The organism is Streptomyces sp. Q2 (genome assembly GCF_056820935.1).
Window position 1 is genome coordinate 227,047 of sequence record NZ_JBXEJE010000006.1, and the last position, 19,128, is coordinate 246,174.

Below are 19,128 nucleotides of genomic sequence, written 5' to 3' on the forward strand. Positions count from 1 at the left end.
GCCCGCAGCACTCCTCCGTCAGCTTTCCGTCATCCGGCCGCTCTGTCGTGTACGTGCCTGATGGAGGCGGACCTTGGTGCGGTTTCCACAGCGGGACATGGAGCACCAGCGGCGGTTGCGGGCGGGGGAGCGGTCCAGGAAACGCAGTGCGCAGCGGTCCGCTCCGCAGACGCGTACGCGCCGGATCTCGGCGGACAGAAGCAGCTCGATGGCGTCCTGGGCGATGAGCGCCAGAGCGAGTGCGGGGTCGGCGGCGAGGGTCGTGGCGCCGGCGGGCTCCAGGCGGTCGTCGGTGATGACGAGTTGCAGGGCGGGTCCGGGGGCGGCCGCTGCCGATCGGTTGAGCAGCGTCACGTCGTCGGACGCGGGCAGTCGGCCGTCGGCGACCGCCAGTACGGCCCGGTCGACGGCCTCGCGCAGCCGTCGGGCGGACGCGAGAAGGGCTGCCGTGGCGGGCTCGGTGGTCCCCGGTGCGAGCAGACATGCCTCCCGGAGCCAGTCCGTCAGGTTGTCCGGTCCTCGCAGTGTCTCCTCCGGAGTGGTTCTCCAGCGGCTTCGCAGGGTGTTGACGAAGTCCAGGCAGACCCGTCCGCCGTCCCAGATCCACATGTCGTCCGTTGCCACGCCCCCATTGTGCACGTTAGCTTAACCGTCTAAGACGGTTAGCTGACGTCAGGAAGGCGCATCCATGGGACAGCCGACAGTGGCAACCGGGGTGACGCAGGTGGACGGGGTTCGCCTGCACTACGCCCGAGCCGGGTCCGGACCTCTGCTCGTCCTGCTCCACGGCTGGCCGCAGACCTCCGACTGCTGGCGGCCGGTACTGGCGGATCTCGCCGCCGGCTACACGGTTGTAGCGCCGGACCTGCGCGGATACGGCCTGAGCGACAAGCCCACCACCGGTTACGACAAGCGGCGCATGGCCGCCGACATGGCAGGTCTCGTCGAGGCACTCGGCTTTGAACGGGCCATGGTCGTGGGCCACGACCGCGGCGCCCGCGTGGGGCACCGCTGGGCGCTGGACCGCCCGGACCAGGTGGAGCGGCTGGCCGTGCTCGACATCGTTCCCACCCGGGAGATGTTCCGCCGCCTGGACGCCTCGCTCGCCTCCGGGTACTGGCACTGGCTGTTCCACATGCAGCCCGATCTGCCCGAACGCCTGGTGGGGCACGACATCCGCGGGTATCTGGAGTACTTCTTCGAGCGGTGGACCTACAACCGCCACGGAATCACAGCCGACGCGGTCGACGGCTACGTCCGTGCGTTCTCCCGCCCGGGCGCCCTGCGCGCGAGCCTCGACGACTACCGCGCCATGGAGGAGGACACCGCGCTCGACGACATCGACGCCTCCGAAGGCCGCCGCCTCACCATGCCGCTGCTGGCGCTGTGGGGTTCCGCGGGGCTGCCTGCCCGCCTGCCGACACTGGAGATCTGGCGGGGCTACGCGGACGACGTCACCGGTGCGGAGATCCCTGAGTGCGGCCACTTCATCCCGGAGGAGCAACCGGAGGCGCTGTTGGGGCATCTGGGGCCCTTCCTGGCCGGCAAGACGAGCGGGTGAGCCCACCTCGGTGGCGGAGGCGGTGCCCCTCAGCCGGTCGAGCGCCGGCCCGAGGGGCGCGCTGTCCGAGGGGCTCTGACCACGGTGCACGGCGAACCGGTCTGGAAGGCGGGACAGGCCGAGGGGCGGCCCCGCCGTATCCGGCTGGGCCGCCCCTCGGTCCGGGCTTCAGGTCGCGAACGTGACGCCGGCTGGAGCACCTCCCGCGGCAAGGCCGGCAGCGGGGCCATCGGCCTTGCGCTTCTGGGGCATCAGCAAGGCCAGGGCCGCCGCCAGGGCGACCGCACCGGCACCGACCCATCGCGGCCCCGACGCCCTACGCCGCACGCGCGGCGATCAGTTCGGCCATTCCCGGTGCGAGGGCGGCCGCGGCCGAGGCCGCGGTGAAGATCCCGAGCCCGATGGCGAACAGTCTTCGCCGGCCGAAGCGGTCGCCGAGAGAAGCGCCGAACATCAGCAGGCCGCGAAGGTGAGGGTGTAGGCGCTCACCGTCCACTCGAGGTCCTCCAGACCGCCGCCGAGGTCCTCGCGGATGGAGGGGAGGGCGGTGGTGACGATCAGGTTGTCGAGCGCGGTGATGAATCCGGCCGCGCTGGTGATGACCACGGCCCAGAAGGCGCCGCCGACCCGAGCCGGTTGCTTGCCGTGCTGTTTCATGACGTTCCCCTGGGCAGACGAACGTGGCGGTGGATCAGTGGACGTGGATGCCGGCGGGCGACGGCATGGCGTGCGACAGCGAGCACCGGGATGCACCGGGCTCGATGCCCGTTCCTGGGCGGTCGGCCCTCAGGGGAGCTGCGGGTAGAGCGCGGAGACGCCTCCGGCCAGCGCGGCCTGCGCCTGGCGGGAGGCGTTGTCCGCGAGGATCTCGTAGGCGCCGGCGGCGATGCCGTCGACGGCGATCCGCGCGATGTCGACCGGGTCGGACTTGGCCGCGTCGACGGCCCGGACCATGTCGGTGTCCATGTAGCCGACGTGCAGGCCGGCCACTCGGATGCCCTGGTCGGCGAGCTGCAGGCGCAGGGCGTTGGTGAGCGACCACTCGGCGGACTTGGCGGCGCAGTAGGCGCCGAATTCCGGGAAGCTGACCCACGACAGGCCGGAGAGGACGTTCAGTATCGCGCCGCCGCCGTTGGCCGCGATCTGGGGTGCGAAGGCGCGGGTCACCGAGAGGGTGCCGAAGTAGTGGGTGTCCATTTCCAGGCGTACGTCGTCCAGGTCGGCGGTGAGCAGGTCGGCGCCGGTGGACGACCCCGCGTTGTTGACCAGGATGGTCACGTCGCCGGTGGCCTTGGCGGCGGCGGCCACGGAGGCGGGGTCGGTGACGTCGAGCGCGATCGGCTTGGCGCCGGGCAGGTCGACCTGGTCGGGATTGCGGGCGCCGGCGTAGACGGTGGCGCCGCGGCTGATCAGCTCGGCTGCGAGGGCCTGGCCGAAGCCCCGGTTGGCTCCGGTGACAAGGGCGGTGCTGGTGGAGAGGTCCATCGGGAGTTCCTGGTGAAGTAGGTAATTGAATTACGATAATAATTCTAAGCGGGAGGGTCGGTGAGCGCAAGCGCGTTGCGGAGAGGGTGCGTCCGCCCTTGGGCGGCGATCGCGCCCACGAACAACGTGAACGGGGCCTGCCGTACGGCGCGGCAGGCCCCGTCCACGGTCCGCCGGAGGTGGACTCAGAGCTTGACGATCACCTTTCCGGCGTTCTCGCCCCGCATCGGCGCGAGGAAGGCGTCCAAGGTGTCCTCAAGGCCCTCCCTCACCGTTTCGCGGTAGCGGAGCTTGCCCCCGGCGAGCCGGCCGCCGACCTCGCGGACGAAGTCCGGCTGGAGGTCCAGCTCTTCGCTGAACGTGAACGCCAGGCTGTCGGAACGCGTCACCGACAGGTTCCACAGGTTCCGCGGACCCGCGACCTTCTCGTCGTTGTACTGGGAGGCCATCCCGCTCAAGGGGGAGGGGTGATGCGGCACGGTCGGGCGAACTGCGCATCGACATACCGCGATACTTCGATATGTTGTTCTCGGCGTGCTCGACGACCTACATGAGGGAGATGTTCGATGGGCAGCATTGATGGCCTGGATCTCGGGACGTTCGGGATCTACACCTTCGACTTCGAAGTCCAGTCGGCGGTGCGGATACGCGAGTCGGTTCAGGAACTCGAGGCGCAGGGATGGCGAGCGTTGTGGTTCCCCGAGACCCTCGGGCGCGAGGCGGTCTCGCTCGCCGGCTACCTGCTTTCCAGCACCGAGCGGATGCACATCATCAACGGCATCGCGCGGATCTGGTCGCGCGGAGCCGTGTTCGCCTACGGCGCGGGCCTCCTCCTGGCCGACGCCTACCCCGACCGACACGTGCTCGGCCTGGGATTCAGCGACGGGAACGGGCCGGGGATCAAGCCCCTGGCTGCCATGGCCGCGTATCTCGACGAGATGGACGCGCACGAGACGGCGACGCCCAACCCCGCCCCGCGGGCTCCGGTGCGCCGCATCCTGGCGGCCTACGGACCCAAGATGCTCGAGCTGGCTCGCGACCGTTCTGCGGGCGCCCAGACCTACCACGTCAACGTGGCACACACCGTGCAGGCGCGGGAGATCCTCGGGCCGGAGGCCTTCCTCGCCGTCGAACACCCGGTGCTGTTCGAGTCCGACCCCGGCAAGGCCCGCGCGATCGCGCGCGAACACCTGCACCGCTATCTGAACTCCCGGTACAACCGTGCCAAGTTCCTCCGGCTGGGCTACTCGGAGGAGGAGATCACGGGCGCGAGCGACCGCATCGTCGACGACCTCGTTTTCTGGGGAGACCTCGACACCATCGTCGAGAAGCTCCGCGCGCATGTCGAGGCCGGCGCCGACCACGTCACGGTGCAGGTGATCGGGATCGCCCCGGGCGAATCCGCGATGCCGTACTGGCGCTTGCTCGGTGAGGCGCTCCTGCCCCGGGGTGACAACGCTTGACTGGGCTTGTGCGCAGGTGCCACGCCCGTGAGGGGGCGCGGCACCTGTGGTCCGGTGAGACCGGCCAGGGTGCGACGTCGCCCGTATCGAGATTTTCCGAATCATCGATGAGGGGCTCTACCCTGGGTGCATGGCGGACACTGCGACCACACCGGACCCCGACCTGGTCGACGCGTTGCGGGCGCTGTCGAACCCCATGCGATTGCAGATGCTGCTGTGGTTGCGGGAACCCGAACTCCACTTCCCAAGGGAAAGCATGATCGCCGACCCGGTCGAGGTGGGCGTGTGCGTGAGCCATCTCCAGGCCAAGACGGGGCTGGCCCAGTCGACCGTTTCGGCGTACATGACGGAACTGCAGCGAGCAGGCCTGGTGCGGTCGACGCGCGTGGGCAAGTGGACCCACTACAAGCGCGACGAGCAGCGCATCGCCGAGCTTGTCGCCACGCTGGGGCGGACGCTTTAGCCTGCCCATTTCGGTTGGGCCGACCGAGCCGGACTGGAGGTGAGGGCCGCGGCGGCCAGTTGCTCCGCGTCCGGTGGGCATGGCCGGGGCCCGGCGCGTGGTCGGGTGCTGCAGCTTCGCGTGCAGCGGATGGTCAGGACGAAGCCGCTGGTCAGTTGGCCGGTCCCCACAGGGACGCGTGGCGCGCAGAAGCATTCGCCGGCCCGTGCCGCCGTGGCCAGATGGCGGCGATGCGCAGGTGGAGGCGGGGCCTCCCGGCGTGATGCGGGCGGCAGCAGTCCGGCAGTCCGGCAGTCCGGCAGTAGAGCTTCTTGGGCTCGGCATCGGTGAGTTCGCCCGGCAGGACAGAGGGACGGGGCCCAGGCGAGTAGGTCGACCGCACACCAAGCGGCGGGGGCGCAGGCGGCCGGACCGAATCCCTCGCGTTGGCCGCCCAGGAGGGCCAGGCCGGATACGGCCTCGCGGCCCGCCGGCGAGCATCACCCGCCAGGTCCGTGCGACCTGGCCGGGATCGTGGCCGGTGCCGCCCGCGGCGGGAAGTGCTGGGTGCCGAAGGCGTACAGGGCGGTGAGTACAGGCTGGAACGCGGGTCCGGCCTCGGTGAGGACGCACTCGTCCCGCGAGGGGCGTTCCCTGTAGCGGCGGCGCTCCAGGAGACCGGCTTCGACGAGCGCGCCGAGCCGGCGGGTGAGGAAGTCCGGTGAGATGCCCAGGCTTTTCTGGAACCCGTCGGACCGGGAGATGCCATGTGTCGCGTCGCGCAGGATGAGGATGCTCCACCACTCGCCGACCCGCTCCAGCGTCAGTGCGATCGGGCAGCTCATGTCCTGAAAGCTCTTCCGTTCCATGATGGAAGTCCACGGACGAGACATCGACGCCGGACGTCGGCTTCCTCACCGGGAACGGGCGCACCGGCCGGGCGGGGCTGGGCGGCGGTGAGAGTCGTCGCCGCCCACCTCGGTCAAGGCCGGGCAGAGGGGGCGGCGTGGCGCGCACGCAACGAGGCTTTGTCGATCTTGCCGACCGCGTTCTTCGGGATGGCATCCACCACGAGGAACGCGGTCGGGCGCTTGTAGCCGGTAAGGCTGCGCGCGCAGAGGGTTTTCAGCGCCGACGGATCGACACGCGACCCCGGTCGCGGCTGGACGTAGGCGACGACCACCTCTCCCCACTTCTCGTCGGGTACGCCGATCACGGCGGCCTCGAGCACCGACGGGTCGCCCGCCAGCACGTCCTCGATCTCCTTGGGGTAGATGTTCTCCCCGCCGCGGATGATCATGTCTTTCGAGCGCCCGACCAGGGTCAGATAGCCCTCGGCGTCGAGGTGGCCCACATCGCCCGTGTGCAACCAGCCGTCGACGATGACGTTGGCCGTTTCGTCCGGACGGCCGAGATAGCCCCGCATGACGTTGGGGCCTCGCACGACGACTTCACCGTCCGTGCCCAGCGCCACCTCGCTGCCGTCGGCGTCGACGATCCGGATCTCCTGGCCAGGGAAGGGAAGTCCCACGGTTCCGGCGCGTCGAGGGCCGGCGACGGGGTTGATGGTGGAGCCGCAGGTTCCTTCGGACAGGCCGTACCCTTCGACGAGGGGGAACCCGTACCGGGCCTCGAACCGGGTCAGCAACTCGGCGGAGGCGGGCGCGGCGCCGCAGACTCCGAACCGCAGCGACGACGTGTCGGGCCGCACCTGATCCGGGAGCGCCGCGAGCATGCTGTAGATCGTCGGTACCGCGCTGAAGAAGCTGGGGCGCTCCTGCTCGACGAGGTCGAAGAAGGTGCGGGGATCGAATCGGCCCGCGATGACGACGCTCGCGCCCACGAGCAGTGGCAGAAGGACGCTGACGACGATGCCGTTGACGTGGAAGAGCGGCAGGATCAGCAGGCACCGGTCGGCCGGCCCGACCTCCAACGCCTGGCGTCCCATCTCCACCATGGCGTCGATGTTGGCGTGGTCGAGCATCACGCCCTTGGGTACCCCGGTCGTACCGCTGGTGTAGATGAGCAGGGCCAGTGTTGCCGGGTTCAGGAGCGGTGCTTGATCAGTCTCGACCGTTCCTTCGTACGGTTCGCCGACGGCGAGTACGGCGACACCGTGTGCCGTTACGGCCGTACCGTCCTCGACCACCAGCAGGCGGGCACCGGCGTCCTTGAGCTGTCGAGCCACTTCGGCGTCGGTCATGCTCGGGTTGACCGGTGTGATGGTGGCGCCGAGCCGCCAGGCGGCGAACAGCAGGACGACGAACTCGACGCGGTTCGTCAGCTGGAGGGCGACGACGTCACCGGCACCGATGCCGAGGTCCTGGAGCTGACGCGCTGCCGTTCGGACCCGGCTCAGCAGCTGCGTGTTGGTGAGGGACTGGTGCCCGTCGGATACCGCGGCCCCGTGGGGGTCGAGCTCGGCGCGGCGGTCGGGCAGAGAAGCGAAGTTCATGGCGGGCGTACCTGTCTCGGTGTGATGCGGTCCGGTCAGGGAGTCGACGGGGCGGGTACCGGGTGCAGTTGGCGGGCGAGGAACTCGATCTGGTCGCGTACCAGTTGCTCGAAGGTGTCGCCGGTGTAGAAGTCGAAGTGGCCGGCGTCGTACCTCTTGATCTCGCCCCGGGGCGCGGTGCCGGCGTACCGGAGGGTCTGGGCGGGGGGCGTGACCGAGTCGGTGTCGCTGACGCAGAAGAGGATCGGCATGGTGACCTTCTTCGCCGCACGCCCGGGCCGGTAGGCGGCGATGGTCGGGATCACGCGCGCCGCCACCTCGTTGCGGAACGTCGTACCGGGCGGCTGCAGCGCCTGGTATCCGGGCAGGGCGTCCGGGGCGTTCATGAGGGCCGGAGAACCGGGGGCGGCGGCGATGGGGACCATCGCGGGTGCCTTGCCACGGACCCTCGTCGCCAAATCCCGGGCGAGCACGGGGGTCATCCTGAGCGAGGCGAGCGGGCCCAGCGCGAGCGCGGAGGCGAGACCGTCGGTGAACGGGCACTGGGCCACGGCCGCGCGCAGTTCGGGATGGCGTGAGGCGACGGTGATGGCGTGCCCACCGCCGAAGGAGCTGCCCCAGACCGCGACACGGGAGCGGTCGACGTCGGGGCGGGCCTTGACGTAGGCGAGCGCGGCGTCCCAGTCGGCGAGCTGACGCTTGATCGACAAAAGCTGACGCGGCTGGCCGCCGCTGTCGCCGAAGTGCCGGTAGGTGAAGGCCACGGCGGCGATGCCGGCCTGCGCGAAACGCTCGGCGAAGGCGTCCAGGCGCATCTCGCGGGTGGCGCCCAGGCCGTGCCCGAGGACGACGACGGGCGGGGAGGCGACGCCCGTGGGGAGGTAGAGCCATCCGGCGCAGGTGCTGTCGCCGGAGGGGAACGTGATGTCGTGACGGGTGAAGGAGTGCGCGGTGGTCATCGTCGGCTCACCGCCGCTTCGTCTTCGCCGAGCGACGCCCGGACACACTGCCCGAGGCGAGCGCCTGCGCGTAGGTGTCCGGCTGGTAGAGCGGGAGCTCGCCGGTGGTGTCCGTCGTCTCCATGTAGTCGAGCATCAGTTCCTGCCCCTCCTTCGACATGACTCTGGTGAAGAACTCGGCGCGTTCGACGTGCAGGCCGTCCTCCAGCGACATCGAGCCGCCGAAGTACACCGACCTCTTGGCGGCCGCCACCGACCCCTTCGGCCGCTTGCCGAAGCGTTCCGCGAGTTCGACCGCCTGTGCGAGCACCTTGTGCTGCGCGACGACCTGGTCGACCGCCCCGTTGGCGAGAGCCTCCGCGGGCGTGAACGGCTTGCCTTCGAGGATCGCGGCCAAGGACCGGTGGGTGCCGATCAGGCGGGTCAGTCGCTGGGTGCCGCCTCCGCCCGGGATGATGCCGAGGAGGATTTCCGGCTGGCCGATGAAGTAGTCCCCGTCGGCCATGACCCGCAGATCGCACGCCCAGGCGAACTCGGCGCCGAGGCCGAGGGCCGAACCGTTGAGGGCGGCGACGAAGAGGACGCCGCTGGCGTTCATCCGGAGGAAGGTCGTGTGCAGGCGTTCCAGTTGGAGGGCTCCCCGCATCGGGGTCCTGCGCATGATGGCCCCGAGGACACGGGACCGGTCCACGTGCTTCGCCGCGCGTACGACCGCGGCGGCACCGCGTCGGCCGACCGTGGGGCTGGCGGCGCCCTCTTCCTGCAGCCACCGGACCGCGGCATGGCTGACGAACCGCTCGGGATGCGCGCCGGTGAAGACGACGGCACGGATGCCCGGATCGCGGTCGGCCCGGGTTACCAGCTTGTCCAGCTGATGGGCGATGTCGAGGCCGAACTCCTGGTGTGGGCCGCCGTCGACCCGGACGACCAGGACGGCCCCGCGATCTTCGATCTCGAGATGGCCCTTGTCCTTGTACGGCATGAATTCTGCTCCCGTGCTGAGGTCATGGGGATGGAAGGTGAGTGGGGGACAGCCGCGGATGCGTGTCGCGGCGTTGGGGTCGGGTTCGCTCCGACGGGCTGTGGCCGCACCGGCGGCAGGAGACTGGAACAGGCGGTAGGAGACTGGACCAGCGCGTGATGGCGTGTCCGAGGACGGACGCGTGTATCCGAGACGGCACGGCATGTGCGATGTGTACTATTGCCGTGAAGAATTACATAACCAAGTTATTTCAGGCGTGTCAACGGTGGAGGCGGGCAAGACATGGCAGGGCGGACGAGGCTTGATGACGCACCGGAACGGCTTGTGCGGGCGGCCATCGGTCTGCTGGCCGAGCAGGGTCCGTCGGCCGTGAAAGCGCGCACGGTTGCTTCCGCGAGCGGACTGTCGACGATGGTGGTCTACAGCCACTTCGGCGGGATCCCCGAGCTGATGGGCGCTGTCGCCGACCACGGGTTCAAGGAACTCGGCAGAGCGTTCGCCCGGGTACCGGTGACGGAGGACCCGATCGCGGATCTCTTCGCCATGGCCTTGACCTGCCGTCGGCTGGCCCGCGAGAACCCTCACCTGTACGACCTGATGTTCGGGCTGTCCACTCGGGCGACGTACCGGCCTCTGTCGGATGCGGACCTTCGCCTGAGTGGACATTCCCCGGCCTTTCGGGAGGCCCACGCCCATGTGCTCGCGGCGTGCGAACGGCTCGTGCGCTCCGGCAGGGTCGACCGGCAGGAACCCGAAGCCGTCGCCGCCCAGTTGTGGAGTTCCGTGCACGGTTACATCACGCTTGAACTGGCCGCTCATTTCGTCGAGTTCGACGACGCCGTGGCGCAGGTGCTCCTGCCGATGGGCGTGAACTTCTCCGTCGGGTTGGGTGACACGCGGGAACGTGCCGAGGCCTCGCACGAGGCCGGCGCGCGCCTGTACGACTCCATCGCCCGAGGCGAGTGAGGGGCCGGGCGGTTGGGCGCAGCCCTGTGGGCGGCTACGACGACCTGGTCTTCGCGGCAGGGGCATCGGCACCCGGTGTGAGCTGGTCGTGCCTTCCCAGTGCCGCGACCTCCCGTTCGAGGGACGGAACCGCCCGGGCCGCGAAGCGCCGCGCCCAGGGCCAGGCCAGCGGTGAATTCAGCGCTCCCTTGGCCCAGTTGGCCACGGCGACCGCGCGCGGCACGTACACGCGGCTGCGTCGGCGCGCGAGCCCGTCGACGATCGCGGCGGCCGCCCGGTCGGCGCTCGTGGTGACGTTGCCCGGATAGGGCAGCCGGTTGCGCAGGTCCTGGAACGAGGGGAGGTCCTCCTGGGCGCCCCGGACGAGGTCCGTGTCGATCCAGGAGGGGTGCACCAGGCCGACCGTGACCCCGAGATGTGCCACCTCCTGGCGGTAGGTCAGGGCGAGAAGCTCTGCCGCCGCCTTGCTCGCGCCGTACGAGGCCATCGCGGCCAGCGGCATGAACGACAGCGCGGACGCCACGACCAGCACGTGACCCCGGCTGCGCTCCAGATGGGGTGTGGCGTACTTGAGGGTGCGGAACACGCCGTTCAGGTTGATGTCCATGACCCGCTCGAACGACGCCTCGTCCGTCTGCCGCACCGTCCCGTACGCCACCACGCCGGCATTGGCGACGACGAGGTCGATGCCGCCCATCTCCTCCGCCGCCGCATCGATCGCCGACCGTAGGGCGGCGCCGTCGCGCACGTCGGCCTCATGCCACGACACGGCGGGGCCGAGGTCCTCGGCGAGGTCGCGCAACCGATCGGGTTCCAGTCCGATCACGGTCACGCGAGCCCCTCGGGCGGCGGCCAGTCGGGCCACCTTCTCGCCGATGCCGCGTGCCGCTCCGGTGACAACCAGCCTTCTGCCCTGCACGTCACGTTTCATGGCGGCAACATAACTTCGTTATTGATGGAACACAAGAGACCGCGCACCGGCCCCTGCTCGGTTTACCTGCTGGGTCTCACGACTGGACGAACCTATGCTGGCCGTCATGAGACGGACATCCTTTGCGCAGTGGCCCTGCTCCATCGCGCGGACCATGGACCTGCTCGGGGACTGGTGGACGCCGTTGGTGCTGCGCGAGGCGTTCTACGGGATCCGGCGGTTCGACGCGTTCCAGGAGTCGCTGGGGATCGCCCGTAACACTCTGGCGGACCGGCTGCGCCGGCTGGTGGAGGAGGGGCTGCTGGAGAAGCGGCCGTACCAGACGGAGCCGGTCCGCTACGACTACGTGCTCACCGAGAAGGGGCGCGACTTCTTCGGCGTGCTGCTGGTCATGAACCGGTGGGGAGACCGCTGGCTGGCCGGTGAAGCGGGCCCGCCGGTGGCGATGCGTCACGAGGTGTGCGGGCAGCAGACTCATGCCGAGGTGGTGTGCGCCGCCTGCGGCGAGCCCATGACCGCGGACAACACCCGCCCCCGGATGGGCCCCGGCTATCCACCGCAATTGGCCGAACGGCCGGATGTGCGAGAGCGATTCGAGGGCTGAATCGGTACCCCTGTGGCCGTCATGCCACCTTGACAAGTAAGTCTATCTACGCAACTTTACTGGTCAGATGCTCATGTGGGCACGTTGACGGGCAGGGAGGCTGCGGGATCATGGAGTGGACGGGCGCGCGCTATGCGGACAGGCCGACGGCCGAGGTCCACACCTGGATCGCCGCCACGCCGGCACAAGTATGGGCGCTGGTGTCCGACATCGAGCTGATGCCGCGCATGAGTCCCGAGTTGCAGTCGGTGGAATGGCTGGACGGCAGGAGCGGCCCTGCTCAAGGAGCCCGGTTCGTCGGCCGGAGCAAGCACGAAGCGTTGGGGGAGTGGGCCACCACGTCCCACATCGTCGAGCACAAGCCGCCGAGCGTGTTCGCCTGGGCGGTCGAGGATCCGCAACACCCCACGGCCCTGTGGCGGTTCACCCTGAAGCCGGAGGGCGGCGGCACACTGCTGCGGCAGTGGATGCAGATGGGGCCGGCCCGCTCTGGTCTCTCCTTCGCCATCGATCGCATGCCGGAGAAGGAGCAGAAGATCGTCTTCGTGCGCATGCGGGAGTTCGAGGCCAACATGACCACCACCCTCGAAGCGATCAAGAAGCTGGCCGAGAGTGCCCAGCGCCCAGGAGAGGCGAGTCTCTGATGCGTACGTCCACCACGATCGAAGCCTCCGGGGGTGACTGGAGCGAGATCGTCGACTACGTCACCGAGGCGGAGAAACTCGGCCTGGACATCTGCTGGGTCGCGGAGGCCTGGGGTTCCGAGGCGCCGTCACCCTTGGGCTACCTCGCCGCGAAGACCGAGCGCATGCTGCTCGGCTCCGGAATCATCCAGCTCGGCACGCGCACGCCGATGGCCATCGCCCGCGCCGCCATCACGCTGTCCCAGATCTCCCAGGGGCGCTTCCTCCTGGGGCTCGGCCCCTCCGGACCGCAGGTGATCGAAGGGCTGCACGGCGTCCCCTTCGACCGGCCGCTGTCGCGGATGCGCGAGACCGTCGAGATCGTGCGGCAGGCCGCGACCGGGGAGAAGGTCTCCTACGCGGGGCGGGAGTTCCAGATCCCGCTGCCGGGCGAGGCGAAACCGATGCGGCTGTCGATGCGCGCCGAGCACGACATCCCCGTATACCTGGCGACGCTTTCGCCGAAGATGCTGCACCTGACCGGCGAGATCGCCGACGGTTGGCTGGGCACCAGCTTCGTTCCGGAGGGCGCCAAGGAGGCGTACTTCGACCATCTGGACCAAGGGCTGGCCGCTGCTGGTCGCAAGCGATCCGATCTGACCATCTGCCAGGGCGCCGAGGTCGCCTTCGCGGACGACGAGGACGCGCTGCGTGCCATGGTGGCCGGACGGAAGAAGGAACTGGCCTTCAGCCTCGGCGGCATGGGCTCCGCGACCACGAACTTCTACAACAAGGCCTACAGCCGTCAGGGTTGGGCCGAGGTGGCGGCCGAGGTCCGGACGCGCTGGCAGGCAGGGGACCGGGACGGCGCGGCCGGCCTGGTCACCGACGAGATGGTGCTGGCGACCACGCTGATCGGAACCGAGGACATGGTGCGCGAGCGGCTGCGCGTGTGGCGCGACGTCGGAGTCGACACCGTTCGCTTCTACCCCGCCGGTGAGACCCTCGACGCCCGACTCGCCACCCTGGGCCGGGCCATCGAGCTGGTCCGCGACATCGAGGACGAGGCGGCACGGTAGCGAGAGACGATGGCGGACGAGGCGGCACGGTAGCGACAGGCGGCGGGGGTCGAGGCGGCACGGTAGCGACAGGCGGCGGGGGCCGAGGCGGACCGTCATGCGCCTGTCGCCGTCCCGCAGGCCCCGGTTCAGGTCGACCGGGCGCTGATGCCGTCGGCCGCCAGGCCGGACATCAGCAGCGTGATCGCATGGAACGTCCTGTTCAGGGCGTCCTCACGGTCCGCCGCGGCGGCGATGATCTGGTTGCCCTCGCACAGGCCGGCCAGCAGCAGCCGGGCGACCGTCTCGACGGGAACGTCCGGTTTCAGTTCACCGCGTTCGGCCACAGCGGTCAGCAGCCGTTCGATCGTCGGCTGGGCGACGGTGTCGTTGATGTGCCGGTACTGCGCTCCCAGCACCGACGGCGCCTGGGCCATCAGCTCCCGGTGCAGGGGGTCGTCGATGGTTCGCCGCAGGAAGGTGTGCGTGAGGTTGGCGACCGCGGCCATGGCGAACTGGTCCCCTGTCGCACGGATCGCCCCGGACGTCACGTCCGCCAGGACGCCGACCTGCTGAATCAGCTCCGTGTAGAGCTCGGCGAACATCGCCTTCTTGTCCGGGAAGTGGTGGTAGAAGGTGCCCTTGCTCACCAGCGCCGCCCCGGTGATGGCCTCGACCGACGTGTCCGCGAACCCGTTGTCCACGAACAGCTTCCGTGCGGCCGCCACCAGGTCCGCCCGGGTCTGCTCCGCATACATCTGTCGTCGGTTTGGCCCTCGCATGCGACCATCGTATATTCAATGACCCTGGGTCAATGAATGACTCACGGTCAGTCGACCGATCGTCCTGAGAGTGCCCTCCGGAAGGCAGGCGGAGCCGTGGAAAAGCGCAGGATCGTGTTGCTGGGTGCGACGGGGTACACCGGGCAGCGTGTGCTCCGGGAACTGCTCGTACGAGGGGAGAAGCCGACCCTGGCCGGGCGGAGCCGGACCAGGATGCTGACCTTGGCCGACCGCTTCGAGGTGGAACTGCCGATGGCCGAGCTCGACGTCACCTCGCAGGCCGACCTCACGCGCCTCCTGGAGCCCAGCGATGTCGTCGTCTCCACGGTCGGGCCGTTCATGCGGCTCGGAATGGCCACTGTCACGGCTGCCGCGCGGGCGGGGGCACACTACTTCGACTCGACGGGGGAGGGAACCTTCGCCCGCCGCGTCCTCCTTGAGCTGGACTCCGTCGCGGCCGTCCGGGGAGCGACCCTCGTGCCCGCGTTCGGCTACGACTACGTGCCGGGCAACCTCGCCGGCGCGCTCGCCCTGACGCGGGCGGGCGAGCGGGCACGCCATGTGGAGACCGGCTACTTCATCACCCGTTCCGGACGCGGCGACGAGCTGCTCTACCGGAGCACCCTGCGCGACGCGTACACCCTGACCACGGGAGGAACACGTCAGACGCTGGTCAGTGCGGCGGCCGAGGACGGGTTCGCCTACCGCAGCCCACGCCCCTGGGCTTTAGCCCGTGTGGTCGACGAGCGCGCCGCGAAGCGGGTGCGCACCTTCTACTACGGCGGTGTGAGACGTACGGCCATGACCGTTCCGGGCACGGAGCATCTCGGACTGCCGGAGGTCTTCCCTCAGCTGGAGAGCGTCGAGGTGGGCCTGGGGTGGCTCGGACGATGGACGCGGCCGGTGCAGATCGCCGCCATGCTCCAGGCACCCTTGCTGCGTTCGGCGAAGGTGCGGGCCGCTCTGGCGGGGTGGTCCGATCGGCTCCCGGGATCGCAGCGCGAGCCGGACCGGGATGGCCGTTCACTGGTGATCGCCGTCGCCCGCGACGGCCAAGGCCGGCCCCTGGCCACGACCGCCCTCACTGGACCCGACCCGTACGAGATGACGGGATCCCTTCTGGCGTGGGGCGCCGCCCACGCGGCACAGCCGGATGCCGTCCTCAAGCCCGGTGCACACGGCCCGGTCGCCGCCTTCGGCCTCGACACCCTCGGGCTCGGTGCCGCCGAGGCCGGAGTACACGAAGTCGACGGGGCGTCGGCCCGCCGTCGATGATGGCTGGGCGGGCATAGATCACGGCGTCGAGGCGCTGAAGCGAACGAACGGAGGCCGCTGCAGAGGTGGTGGGACATGTCGTCGCGTGGTGGTCGCGATGCCCGACATGCGTCCTCTACCGGTTTTTCTGCGGCGGGTGGTGGCGGAAGCCGCCGCTGTTGAGTTGATGAACAGGTTGTTCGATCGGGAGCGAGTCGGCCCCTCGCGGGAGCCGGCCGCCCCAGTGGAAAGGAAGCCGTCCATGGACGAGCAGGGTGAGCGCTTCGACGTCGTCGTACTCGGCGCCGGCCCCGGCGGATACGTAGCCGCCATCAGGGCCGCCCAACTGGGCAAACGTGTCGCGGTCGTCGAGGAGAAGTACTGGGGCGGCGTCTGCCTGAACGTGGGCTGTATCCCCACCAAGGCCCTGCTGCGCAACGCCGAGCTTGCGCACATCTTCACGCGTGAGGCGAAGACCTTCGGCATCAAGGTCGAGGGCGAGGTCTCCTTCGACTACGGGGAGGCCTTCCGCCGCAGCCGGAAGGTCGCGGACGGCCGGGTCAAGGGCGTCCACTACCTGATGAAGAAGAACAAGATCACGGAGATCAGCGGTCGCGGCACGTTCGTCGACCCGCACACGCTCCAGGTGGCCGACTACGACGGCAACACCCGCACCATCGGCTTCGATCACTGCATCATCGCCGCCGGCGCGACGCCGAAGCTCCTTCCCGGCACCCGCCGGACCTCCCGCGTCGTGACGTACGAGGAGCAGATCCTCGCCGAGGACCTGCCGCAGTCGATCGTGATCGCCGGCGCCGGGGCCATCGGCGTCGAGTTCGCCTACGTGCTGCACAACTACGGCGTGAAGGTCACCGTCGTCGAGTTCCTGGACCGGATCGCCCCGCTGGAGGACGTCGAGGTCTCCGCCGAACTGGCCAAGCAGTATAGGAAGTTGGGCATCGACGTCCTCACCTCCACCCGTGTCGAGTCGATCGACGAGTCCGGCCCGCAGGTCCGCGTCACGGTCACCGGCAAGGACGGTGCCCAGCAGGTCCTGGAGGCCGACAAGGTCCTGCAGGCGATCGGCTTCGCGCCGAACGTCACCGGCTACGGCCTGGAGAACACCGGCGTACGCGTCACCGAGCGCGGCGCGATCGACGTCGACGGGCGTTGCCGCACCTCCGTCCCGCACATCTACGCCATCGGGGACGTCACCGCGAAGCTGATGCTCGCGCACGCCGCCGAGGCCATGGGCGTGGTCGCCGCCGAGACGATCGCGGACGCGGAGACCATGGAGCTGGACTACGTGATGATCCCGCGGGCCACCTTCTGCCAGCCGCAGATCGCCAGTTTCGGCTACACCGAGGCGCAGGCGAGGGAGAAGGGGTTCGACGTCCAGGTGGCGAAGTTCCCGTTCACCGCGAACGCCAAGGCCCACGGCCTGGGCGACGCGAGCGGCTTCGTGAAGCTGATCAGCGACGCCAAGTACGGCGAGCTCCTCGGCGGCCACCTCATCGGCCCCGACGTCACCGAACTCCTCCCCGAACTGACCCTGGCCCAGCAGTGGGACCTCACGGTCCACGAGGTCGCCCGCAACGTCCACGCCCACCCCACCCTGGGCGAAGCGGTCAAGGAAGCCGTCCACGGCCTCGCGGGCCACATGATCAACATGTAGCGGGGCGCTCGGCTCGACGGCAACAGGGCCCGTTGGTGCTCGGATCGTTTCGCGATTCGAGCTGCCAAGGGGCCCTGAGCCGTTGTCAGGGGCGCCGGGGGAGCGGGAGTTCAGCCCTCGCCGGATGGCCGGGTGGGGCTTCGGGCAACACGCCGGCGACGTAGGGACGTTGTCGTCGCGCCGGACCATTGAGACGGTCGCGGTGAGACGCCGGCGGCGCGGGTCGGGTCCAGGCACGCGTCCAGTCGGTGCGGGCCTGGTCGGTGTGCCGGCGGAGCTCAGCGGAACCGCCAATGGAATATCGCCCCGCGCTGGACCGCGCACCGTGCGGGTGCCATGGCGTGATCCCGTCGGAAGTTGGCATTCGTGCCATGGTGGTGCGTCGCGGTGGCAGCCACTCTGGACGCACGAGGAACACCGCCACCCTGCTGGCCTCGGTCAAGTGCCCATGGTTTCCCCGCGCCACACCGGGCACGCGGGGCCAGGCCGTCGTGGACCTCTTCCGGGTGCGGGACGGGAGGATCGTCGAGCACTGGGATGTCGTGCAGGACATGCCGGAGGCCTCGGCCAACGACAACACGATGTTCCGGCATCCGTCGGCGCGCTGAGACCGCCGCAGCTGCGGCGCTCCCCCGGAAAATTCTCTCCGGGGAGCATCGCGGGTTTGCTGTCACCATAAGGATTGAGGAGCGTCCAGTTTTAGTGCTGCTGATATAGTTCGCGTTATGGATGGCAGTATATATGTGGGAAATGCGGGCAAGGACGCGCCGTTGGATCGCGGATGGATTCTTGGCCATTTCAAGGACGTCGACGATCCTCGTCACACCGGCGCGGTGGAGGTTAAATGGGGCGTTCATCCACGCGGTGACCAGCGGCTGGAGTGGGTGAGAGGTGAAGCGCGAACTGCCCTCTTGGTGCTCATCAGTGGCAGGTTTCGCGTGGATTTCCCGGGACGCAGCGTTCTTCTGGAACAGCAGGGGGATTACGTTGTCTGGGGTCGCGGTGTCGATCACTCGTGGTTCGCGGAAGAGGAATCCGTATTGCTGACGGTTCGATGGCCCTCGATATCCGGTTATGCGGTGACGCGGGAATAGGGAACGGGCCCGGGTTTTCTCCCATGCTGGTCATCGCCGGTTTGGACGAAGGCTCCGGCCGACCGTATGTGGTCGGCCGGAACCGTCCCGGCGGGACGGACAGCGTTCGTCACGTGGAGGTCGCCTCGGATCTGTCGCATGAGCTTCACAGGGCCTGGGCGAGGCGGTGGTAGGCGGCGTTCCAGCGGACTTCCTTGGCGAACTGCTCGATGCTGGTGTTCTCGTCGATGGTGAGCAACTCGACGCCGGTCATCGCGGCGTAGTCGGTCAGGGTCTCGATGTCGACCGCCGAACTGAGCACGGTGTGGTGCGGGGCGCCCGCGAGAAGCCAGCTCTCGGCGGACTCGGCGAGAGAGGGACGCGNACTCGACGCCGGTCATCGCGGCGTAGTCGGTCAGGGTCTCGATGTCGACCGCCGAACTGAGCACGGTGTGGTGCGGGGCGCCCGCGAGAAGCCAGCTCTCGGCGGACTCGGCGAGAGAGGGACGCGGCTTCCAGACGGCGCGGGCGACGGGCAGGCGGCGCAGGGGCTCGCTGGGGACGATCACGTCGACGGTGTTGGCGGTGAGGCGGAAGCGGTCGCCGAGGTCGGAGAGGCCGACGACGACGGCGGGTCCTTCGGCGGCGTTGAAGACGAGGCGGACGGGGTCCTCACGGCCGCCGTGCGGACGGGGTCCTCACGGCCGCCGATGGACAGGGGGTGGATCTCGCAGCTGGGGCGGGCGGCGGCGATGGAGGGGCAGACCTCCAGCATGTGGGCGCCCAGGACGCGTGGGGTGCCGGGGCCGAGGTGG

19 protein-coding genes and 3 pseudogenes are annotated in these 19,128 nt (G+C 69.4%); 11 read left to right on the forward strand and 11 right to left on the reverse strand.

Annotated elements, in window-relative coordinates:
- Positions 1-18: 18 nt before the first annotated feature.
- A complete protein-coding gene (locus tag ACWBNA_RS09170) occupies positions 19-624 on the reverse strand; it encodes a CGNR zinc finger domain-containing protein (RefSeq protein ID WP_482703736.1) in 606 nt (201 codons plus the stop codon).
- Between the two features lie 64 nt (positions 625-688).
- Between ACWBNA_RS09170 and ACWBNA_RS09175 the strand changes: the two genes are divergently transcribed.
- The gene (locus ACWBNA_RS09175; protein ID WP_482703737.1) at positions 689-1,561 is read left to right on the forward strand and encodes an alpha/beta fold hydrolase; all 873 of its coding nucleotides are present in this window, start codon (positions 689-691) and stop codon (positions 1,559-1,561) included.
- A gap of 319 nt (positions 1,562-1,880) precedes the next feature.
- On the opposite strand, the pseudogene ACWBNA_RS09180 reads toward ACWBNA_RS09175, so the two are convergent.
- From ACWBNA_RS09180 to ACWBNA_RS09190, 3 genes and pseudogenes are all read right to left on the reverse strand, one after another.
- Positions 1,881-2,218 (reverse strand): annotated as a pseudogene (locus ACWBNA_RS09180) (MFS transporter); the annotation flags it as partial.
- Between the two features lie 129 nt (positions 2,219-2,347).
- Positions 2,348-3,046, reverse strand: a complete 699-nt coding sequence (locus ACWBNA_RS09185) for an SDR family oxidoreductase (protein ID WP_482703738.1) — start codon at positions 3,044-3,046, stop codon at positions 2,348-2,350.
- Positions 3,047-3,231: 185 nt separating this feature from the next.
- Positions 3,232-3,504 (reverse strand): hypothetical protein, encoded by a 273-nt coding sequence (locus ACWBNA_RS09190; protein WP_482703739.1) that lies wholly within the window; start codon positions 3,502-3,504, stop codon positions 3,232-3,234.
- 108 nt (positions 3,505-3,612) lie between these two features.
- On the opposite strand from ACWBNA_RS09190, the gene ACWBNA_RS09195 reads away from it, so the two are divergent.
- Positions 3,613-4,509: a TIGR03620 family F420-dependent LLM class oxidoreductase gene (locus ACWBNA_RS09195; protein ID WP_482703740.1), complete on the forward strand. Its 897-nt coding sequence runs from the start codon at positions 3,613-3,615 to the stop codon at positions 4,507-4,509.
- 130 nt (positions 4,510-4,639) lie between these two features.
- A complete protein-coding gene (locus tag ACWBNA_RS09200) occupies positions 4,640-4,972 on the forward strand; it encodes an ArsR/SmtB family transcription factor (protein WP_482703741.1) in 333 nt (110 codons plus the stop codon).
- A gap of 479 nt (positions 4,973-5,451) precedes the next feature.
- Here ACWBNA_RS09200 and ACWBNA_RS09205 read toward each other — a convergent pair whose 3' ends face one another.
- The 4 genes from ACWBNA_RS09205 to ACWBNA_RS09220 form a co-directional block, all read right to left on the reverse strand.
- Positions 5,452-5,820 carry a winged helix-turn-helix transcriptional regulator gene (locus ACWBNA_RS09205; RefSeq protein WP_482703743.1) on the reverse strand — a complete coding sequence of 123 codons (369 nt, stop codon included), beginning with the start codon at positions 5,818-5,820 and terminating at the stop codon, positions 5,452-5,454.
- Between the two features lie 113 nt (positions 5,821-5,933).
- Positions 5,934-7,406, reverse strand: coding sequence for a class I adenylate-forming enzyme family protein (locus tag ACWBNA_RS09210; RefSeq protein WP_482703744.1), 1,473 nt, complete (start codon positions 7,404-7,406; stop codon positions 5,934-5,936).
- 35 nt (positions 7,407-7,441) lie between these two features.
- Entirely contained in the window at positions 7,442-8,365 is a 924-nt protein-coding gene (locus tag ACWBNA_RS09215; protein WP_482703745.1) for an alpha/beta hydrolase, read from the reverse strand.
- Between the two features lie 7 nt (positions 8,366-8,372).
- Positions 8,373-9,347: an enoyl-CoA hydratase/isomerase family protein gene (locus tag ACWBNA_RS09220; RefSeq protein ID WP_482703746.1), complete on the reverse strand. Its 975-nt coding sequence runs from the start codon at positions 9,345-9,347 to the stop codon at positions 8,373-8,375.
- Positions 9,348-9,629: 282 nt separating this feature from the next.
- On the opposite strand from ACWBNA_RS09220, the gene ACWBNA_RS09225 reads away from it, so the two are divergent.
- A complete protein-coding gene (locus ACWBNA_RS09225) occupies positions 9,630-10,313 on the forward strand; it encodes a TetR/AcrR family transcriptional regulator (RefSeq protein WP_482703747.1) in 684 nt (227 codons plus the stop codon).
- A 34-nt stretch (positions 10,314-10,347) separates the two neighbouring features.
- Here the strand turns inward: ACWBNA_RS09225 and ACWBNA_RS09230 are convergent, their stop codons facing one another.
- Positions 10,348-11,244 carry a short-chain dehydrogenase/reductase gene (locus tag ACWBNA_RS09230; protein ID WP_482703748.1) on the reverse strand — a complete coding sequence of 299 codons (897 nt, stop codon included), beginning with the start codon at positions 11,242-11,244 and terminating at the stop codon, positions 10,348-10,350.
- 106 nt (positions 11,245-11,350) lie between these two features.
- Between ACWBNA_RS09230 and ACWBNA_RS09235 the strand changes: the two genes are divergently transcribed.
- From ACWBNA_RS09235 to ACWBNA_RS09245, 3 genes are all read left to right on the forward strand, one after another.
- A complete protein-coding gene (locus ACWBNA_RS09235) occupies positions 11,351-11,848 on the forward strand; it encodes a winged helix-turn-helix transcriptional regulator (RefSeq protein ID WP_482703749.1) in 498 nt (165 codons plus the stop codon).
- A 110-nt stretch (positions 11,849-11,958) separates the two neighbouring features.
- Complete coding sequence (locus ACWBNA_RS09240; protein ID WP_482703750.1) at positions 11,959-12,492, forward strand: SRPBCC family protein; 534 nt, start codon at positions 11,959-11,961, stop codon at positions 12,490-12,492.
- Entirely contained in the window at positions 12,492-13,550 is a 1,059-nt protein-coding gene (locus ACWBNA_RS09245) for an LLM class flavin-dependent oxidoreductase (RefSeq protein ID WP_482703751.1), read from the forward strand. Before ACWBNA_RS09240 ends, ACWBNA_RS09245 begins: the two co-directional genes overlap by 1 nt.
- A gap of 128 nt (positions 13,551-13,678) precedes the next feature.
- Here the strand turns inward: ACWBNA_RS09245 and ACWBNA_RS09250 are convergent, their stop codons facing one another.
- Positions 13,679-14,311 carry a TetR/AcrR family transcriptional regulator gene (locus ACWBNA_RS09250; protein ID WP_482703752.1) on the reverse strand — a complete coding sequence of 211 codons (633 nt, stop codon included), beginning with the start codon at positions 14,309-14,311 and terminating at the stop codon, positions 13,679-13,681.
- Positions 14,312-14,407: 96 nt separating this feature from the next.
- On the opposite strand from ACWBNA_RS09250, the gene ACWBNA_RS09255 reads away from it, so the two are divergent.
- The 4 genes and pseudogenes from ACWBNA_RS09255 to ACWBNA_RS09270 all read left to right on the forward strand — a co-directional run bounded on the left by ACWBNA_RS09255 (position 14,408) and on the right by ACWBNA_RS09270 (position 18,334).
- Entirely contained in the window at positions 14,408-15,586 is a 1,179-nt protein-coding gene (locus ACWBNA_RS09255; RefSeq protein ID WP_482703753.1) for a saccharopine dehydrogenase NADP-binding domain-containing protein, read from the forward strand.
- A 241-nt stretch (positions 15,587-15,827) separates the two neighbouring features.
- Positions 15,828-17,240: a dihydrolipoyl dehydrogenase gene (lpdA, locus tag ACWBNA_RS09260; RefSeq protein WP_482703754.1), complete on the forward strand. Its 1,413-nt coding sequence runs from the start codon at positions 15,828-15,830 to the stop codon at positions 17,238-17,240.
- Between the two features lie 467 nt (positions 17,241-17,707).
- Positions 17,708-17,848, forward strand: a pseudogene (locus ACWBNA_RS09265) (nuclear transport factor 2 family protein); the annotation flags it as partial.
- A 117-nt stretch (positions 17,849-17,965) separates the two neighbouring features.
- On the forward strand, positions 17,966-18,334 hold the full coding sequence (locus ACWBNA_RS09270) for a cupin domain-containing protein (RefSeq protein WP_482703755.1): 369 nt from the start codon (positions 17,966-17,968) through the stop codon (positions 18,332-18,334).
- Between the two features lie 145 nt (positions 18,335-18,479).
- On the opposite strand, the pseudogene ACWBNA_RS09275 reads toward ACWBNA_RS09270, so the two are convergent.
- Positions 18,480-19,128: pseudogene (locus ACWBNA_RS09275) on the reverse strand (hypothetical protein); the annotation flags it as partial.

What these genes read in the sequence shown, in the direction of transcription:
- ACWBNA_RS09235 (WP_482703749.1), top strand. Translation starts at nt 11,351, where the DNA reads ATGAGACGGACATCCTTTGCGCAGTGGCCCTGCTCCATCGCGCGGACC.
- ACWBNA_RS09195 (WP_482703740.1), top strand. Translation starts at nt 3,613, where the DNA reads ATGGGCAGCATTGATGGCCTGGATCTCGGGACGTTCGGGATCTACACC.
- ACWBNA_RS09215 (WP_482703745.1), bottom strand. Translation starts at nt 8,365, where the DNA reads ATGACCACCGCGCACTCCTTCACCCGTCACGACATCACGTTCCCCTCC.
- ACWBNA_RS09175 (WP_482703737.1), top strand. Translation starts at nt 689, where the DNA reads ATGGGACAGCCGACAGTGGCAACCGGGGTGACGCAGGTGGACGGGGTT.
- ACWBNA_RS09185 (WP_482703738.1), bottom strand. Translation starts at nt 3,046, where the DNA reads ATGGACCTCTCCACCAGCACCGCCCTTGTCACCGGAGCCAACCGGGGC.
- ACWBNA_RS09225 (WP_482703747.1), top strand. Translation starts at nt 9,630, where the DNA reads ATGGCAGGGCGGACGAGGCTTGATGACGCACCGGAACGGCTTGTGCGG.
- ACWBNA_RS09210 (WP_482703744.1), bottom strand. Translation starts at nt 7,406, where the DNA reads ATGAACTTCGCTTCTCTGCCCGACCGCCGCGCCGAGCTCGACCCCCAC.
- lpdA (WP_482703754.1), top strand. Translation starts at nt 15,828, where the DNA reads ATGGACGAGCAGGGTGAGCGCTTCGACGTCGTCGTACTCGGCGCCGGC.
- ACWBNA_RS09270 (WP_482703755.1), top strand. Translation starts at nt 17,966, where the DNA reads ATGGATGGCAGTATATATGTGGGAAATGCGGGCAAGGACGCGCCGTTG.
- ACWBNA_RS09200 (WP_482703741.1), top strand. Translation starts at nt 4,640, where the DNA reads ATGGCGGACACTGCGACCACACCGGACCCCGACCTGGTCGACGCGTTG.
- ACWBNA_RS09205 (WP_482703743.1), bottom strand. Translation starts at nt 5,820, where the DNA reads ATGGAACGGAAGAGCTTTCAGGACATGAGCTGCCCGATCGCACTGACG.
- ACWBNA_RS09220 (WP_482703746.1), bottom strand. Translation starts at nt 9,347, where the DNA reads ATGCCGTACAAGGACAAGGGCCATCTCGAGATCGAAGATCGCGGGGCC.
- ACWBNA_RS09230 (WP_482703748.1), bottom strand. Translation starts at nt 11,244, where the DNA reads ATGAAACGTGACGTGCAGGGCAGAAGGCTGGTTGTCACCGGAGCGGCA.
- ACWBNA_RS09240 (WP_482703750.1), top strand. Translation starts at nt 11,959, where the DNA reads ATGGAGTGGACGGGCGCGCGCTATGCGGACAGGCCGACGGCCGAGGTC.
- ACWBNA_RS09250 (WP_482703752.1), bottom strand. Translation starts at nt 14,311, where the DNA reads ATGCGAGGGCCAAACCGACGACAGATGTATGCGGAGCAGACCCGGGCG.
- ACWBNA_RS09245 (WP_482703751.1), top strand. Translation starts at nt 12,492, where the DNA reads ATGCGTACGTCCACCACGATCGAAGCCTCCGGGGGTGACTGGAGCGAG.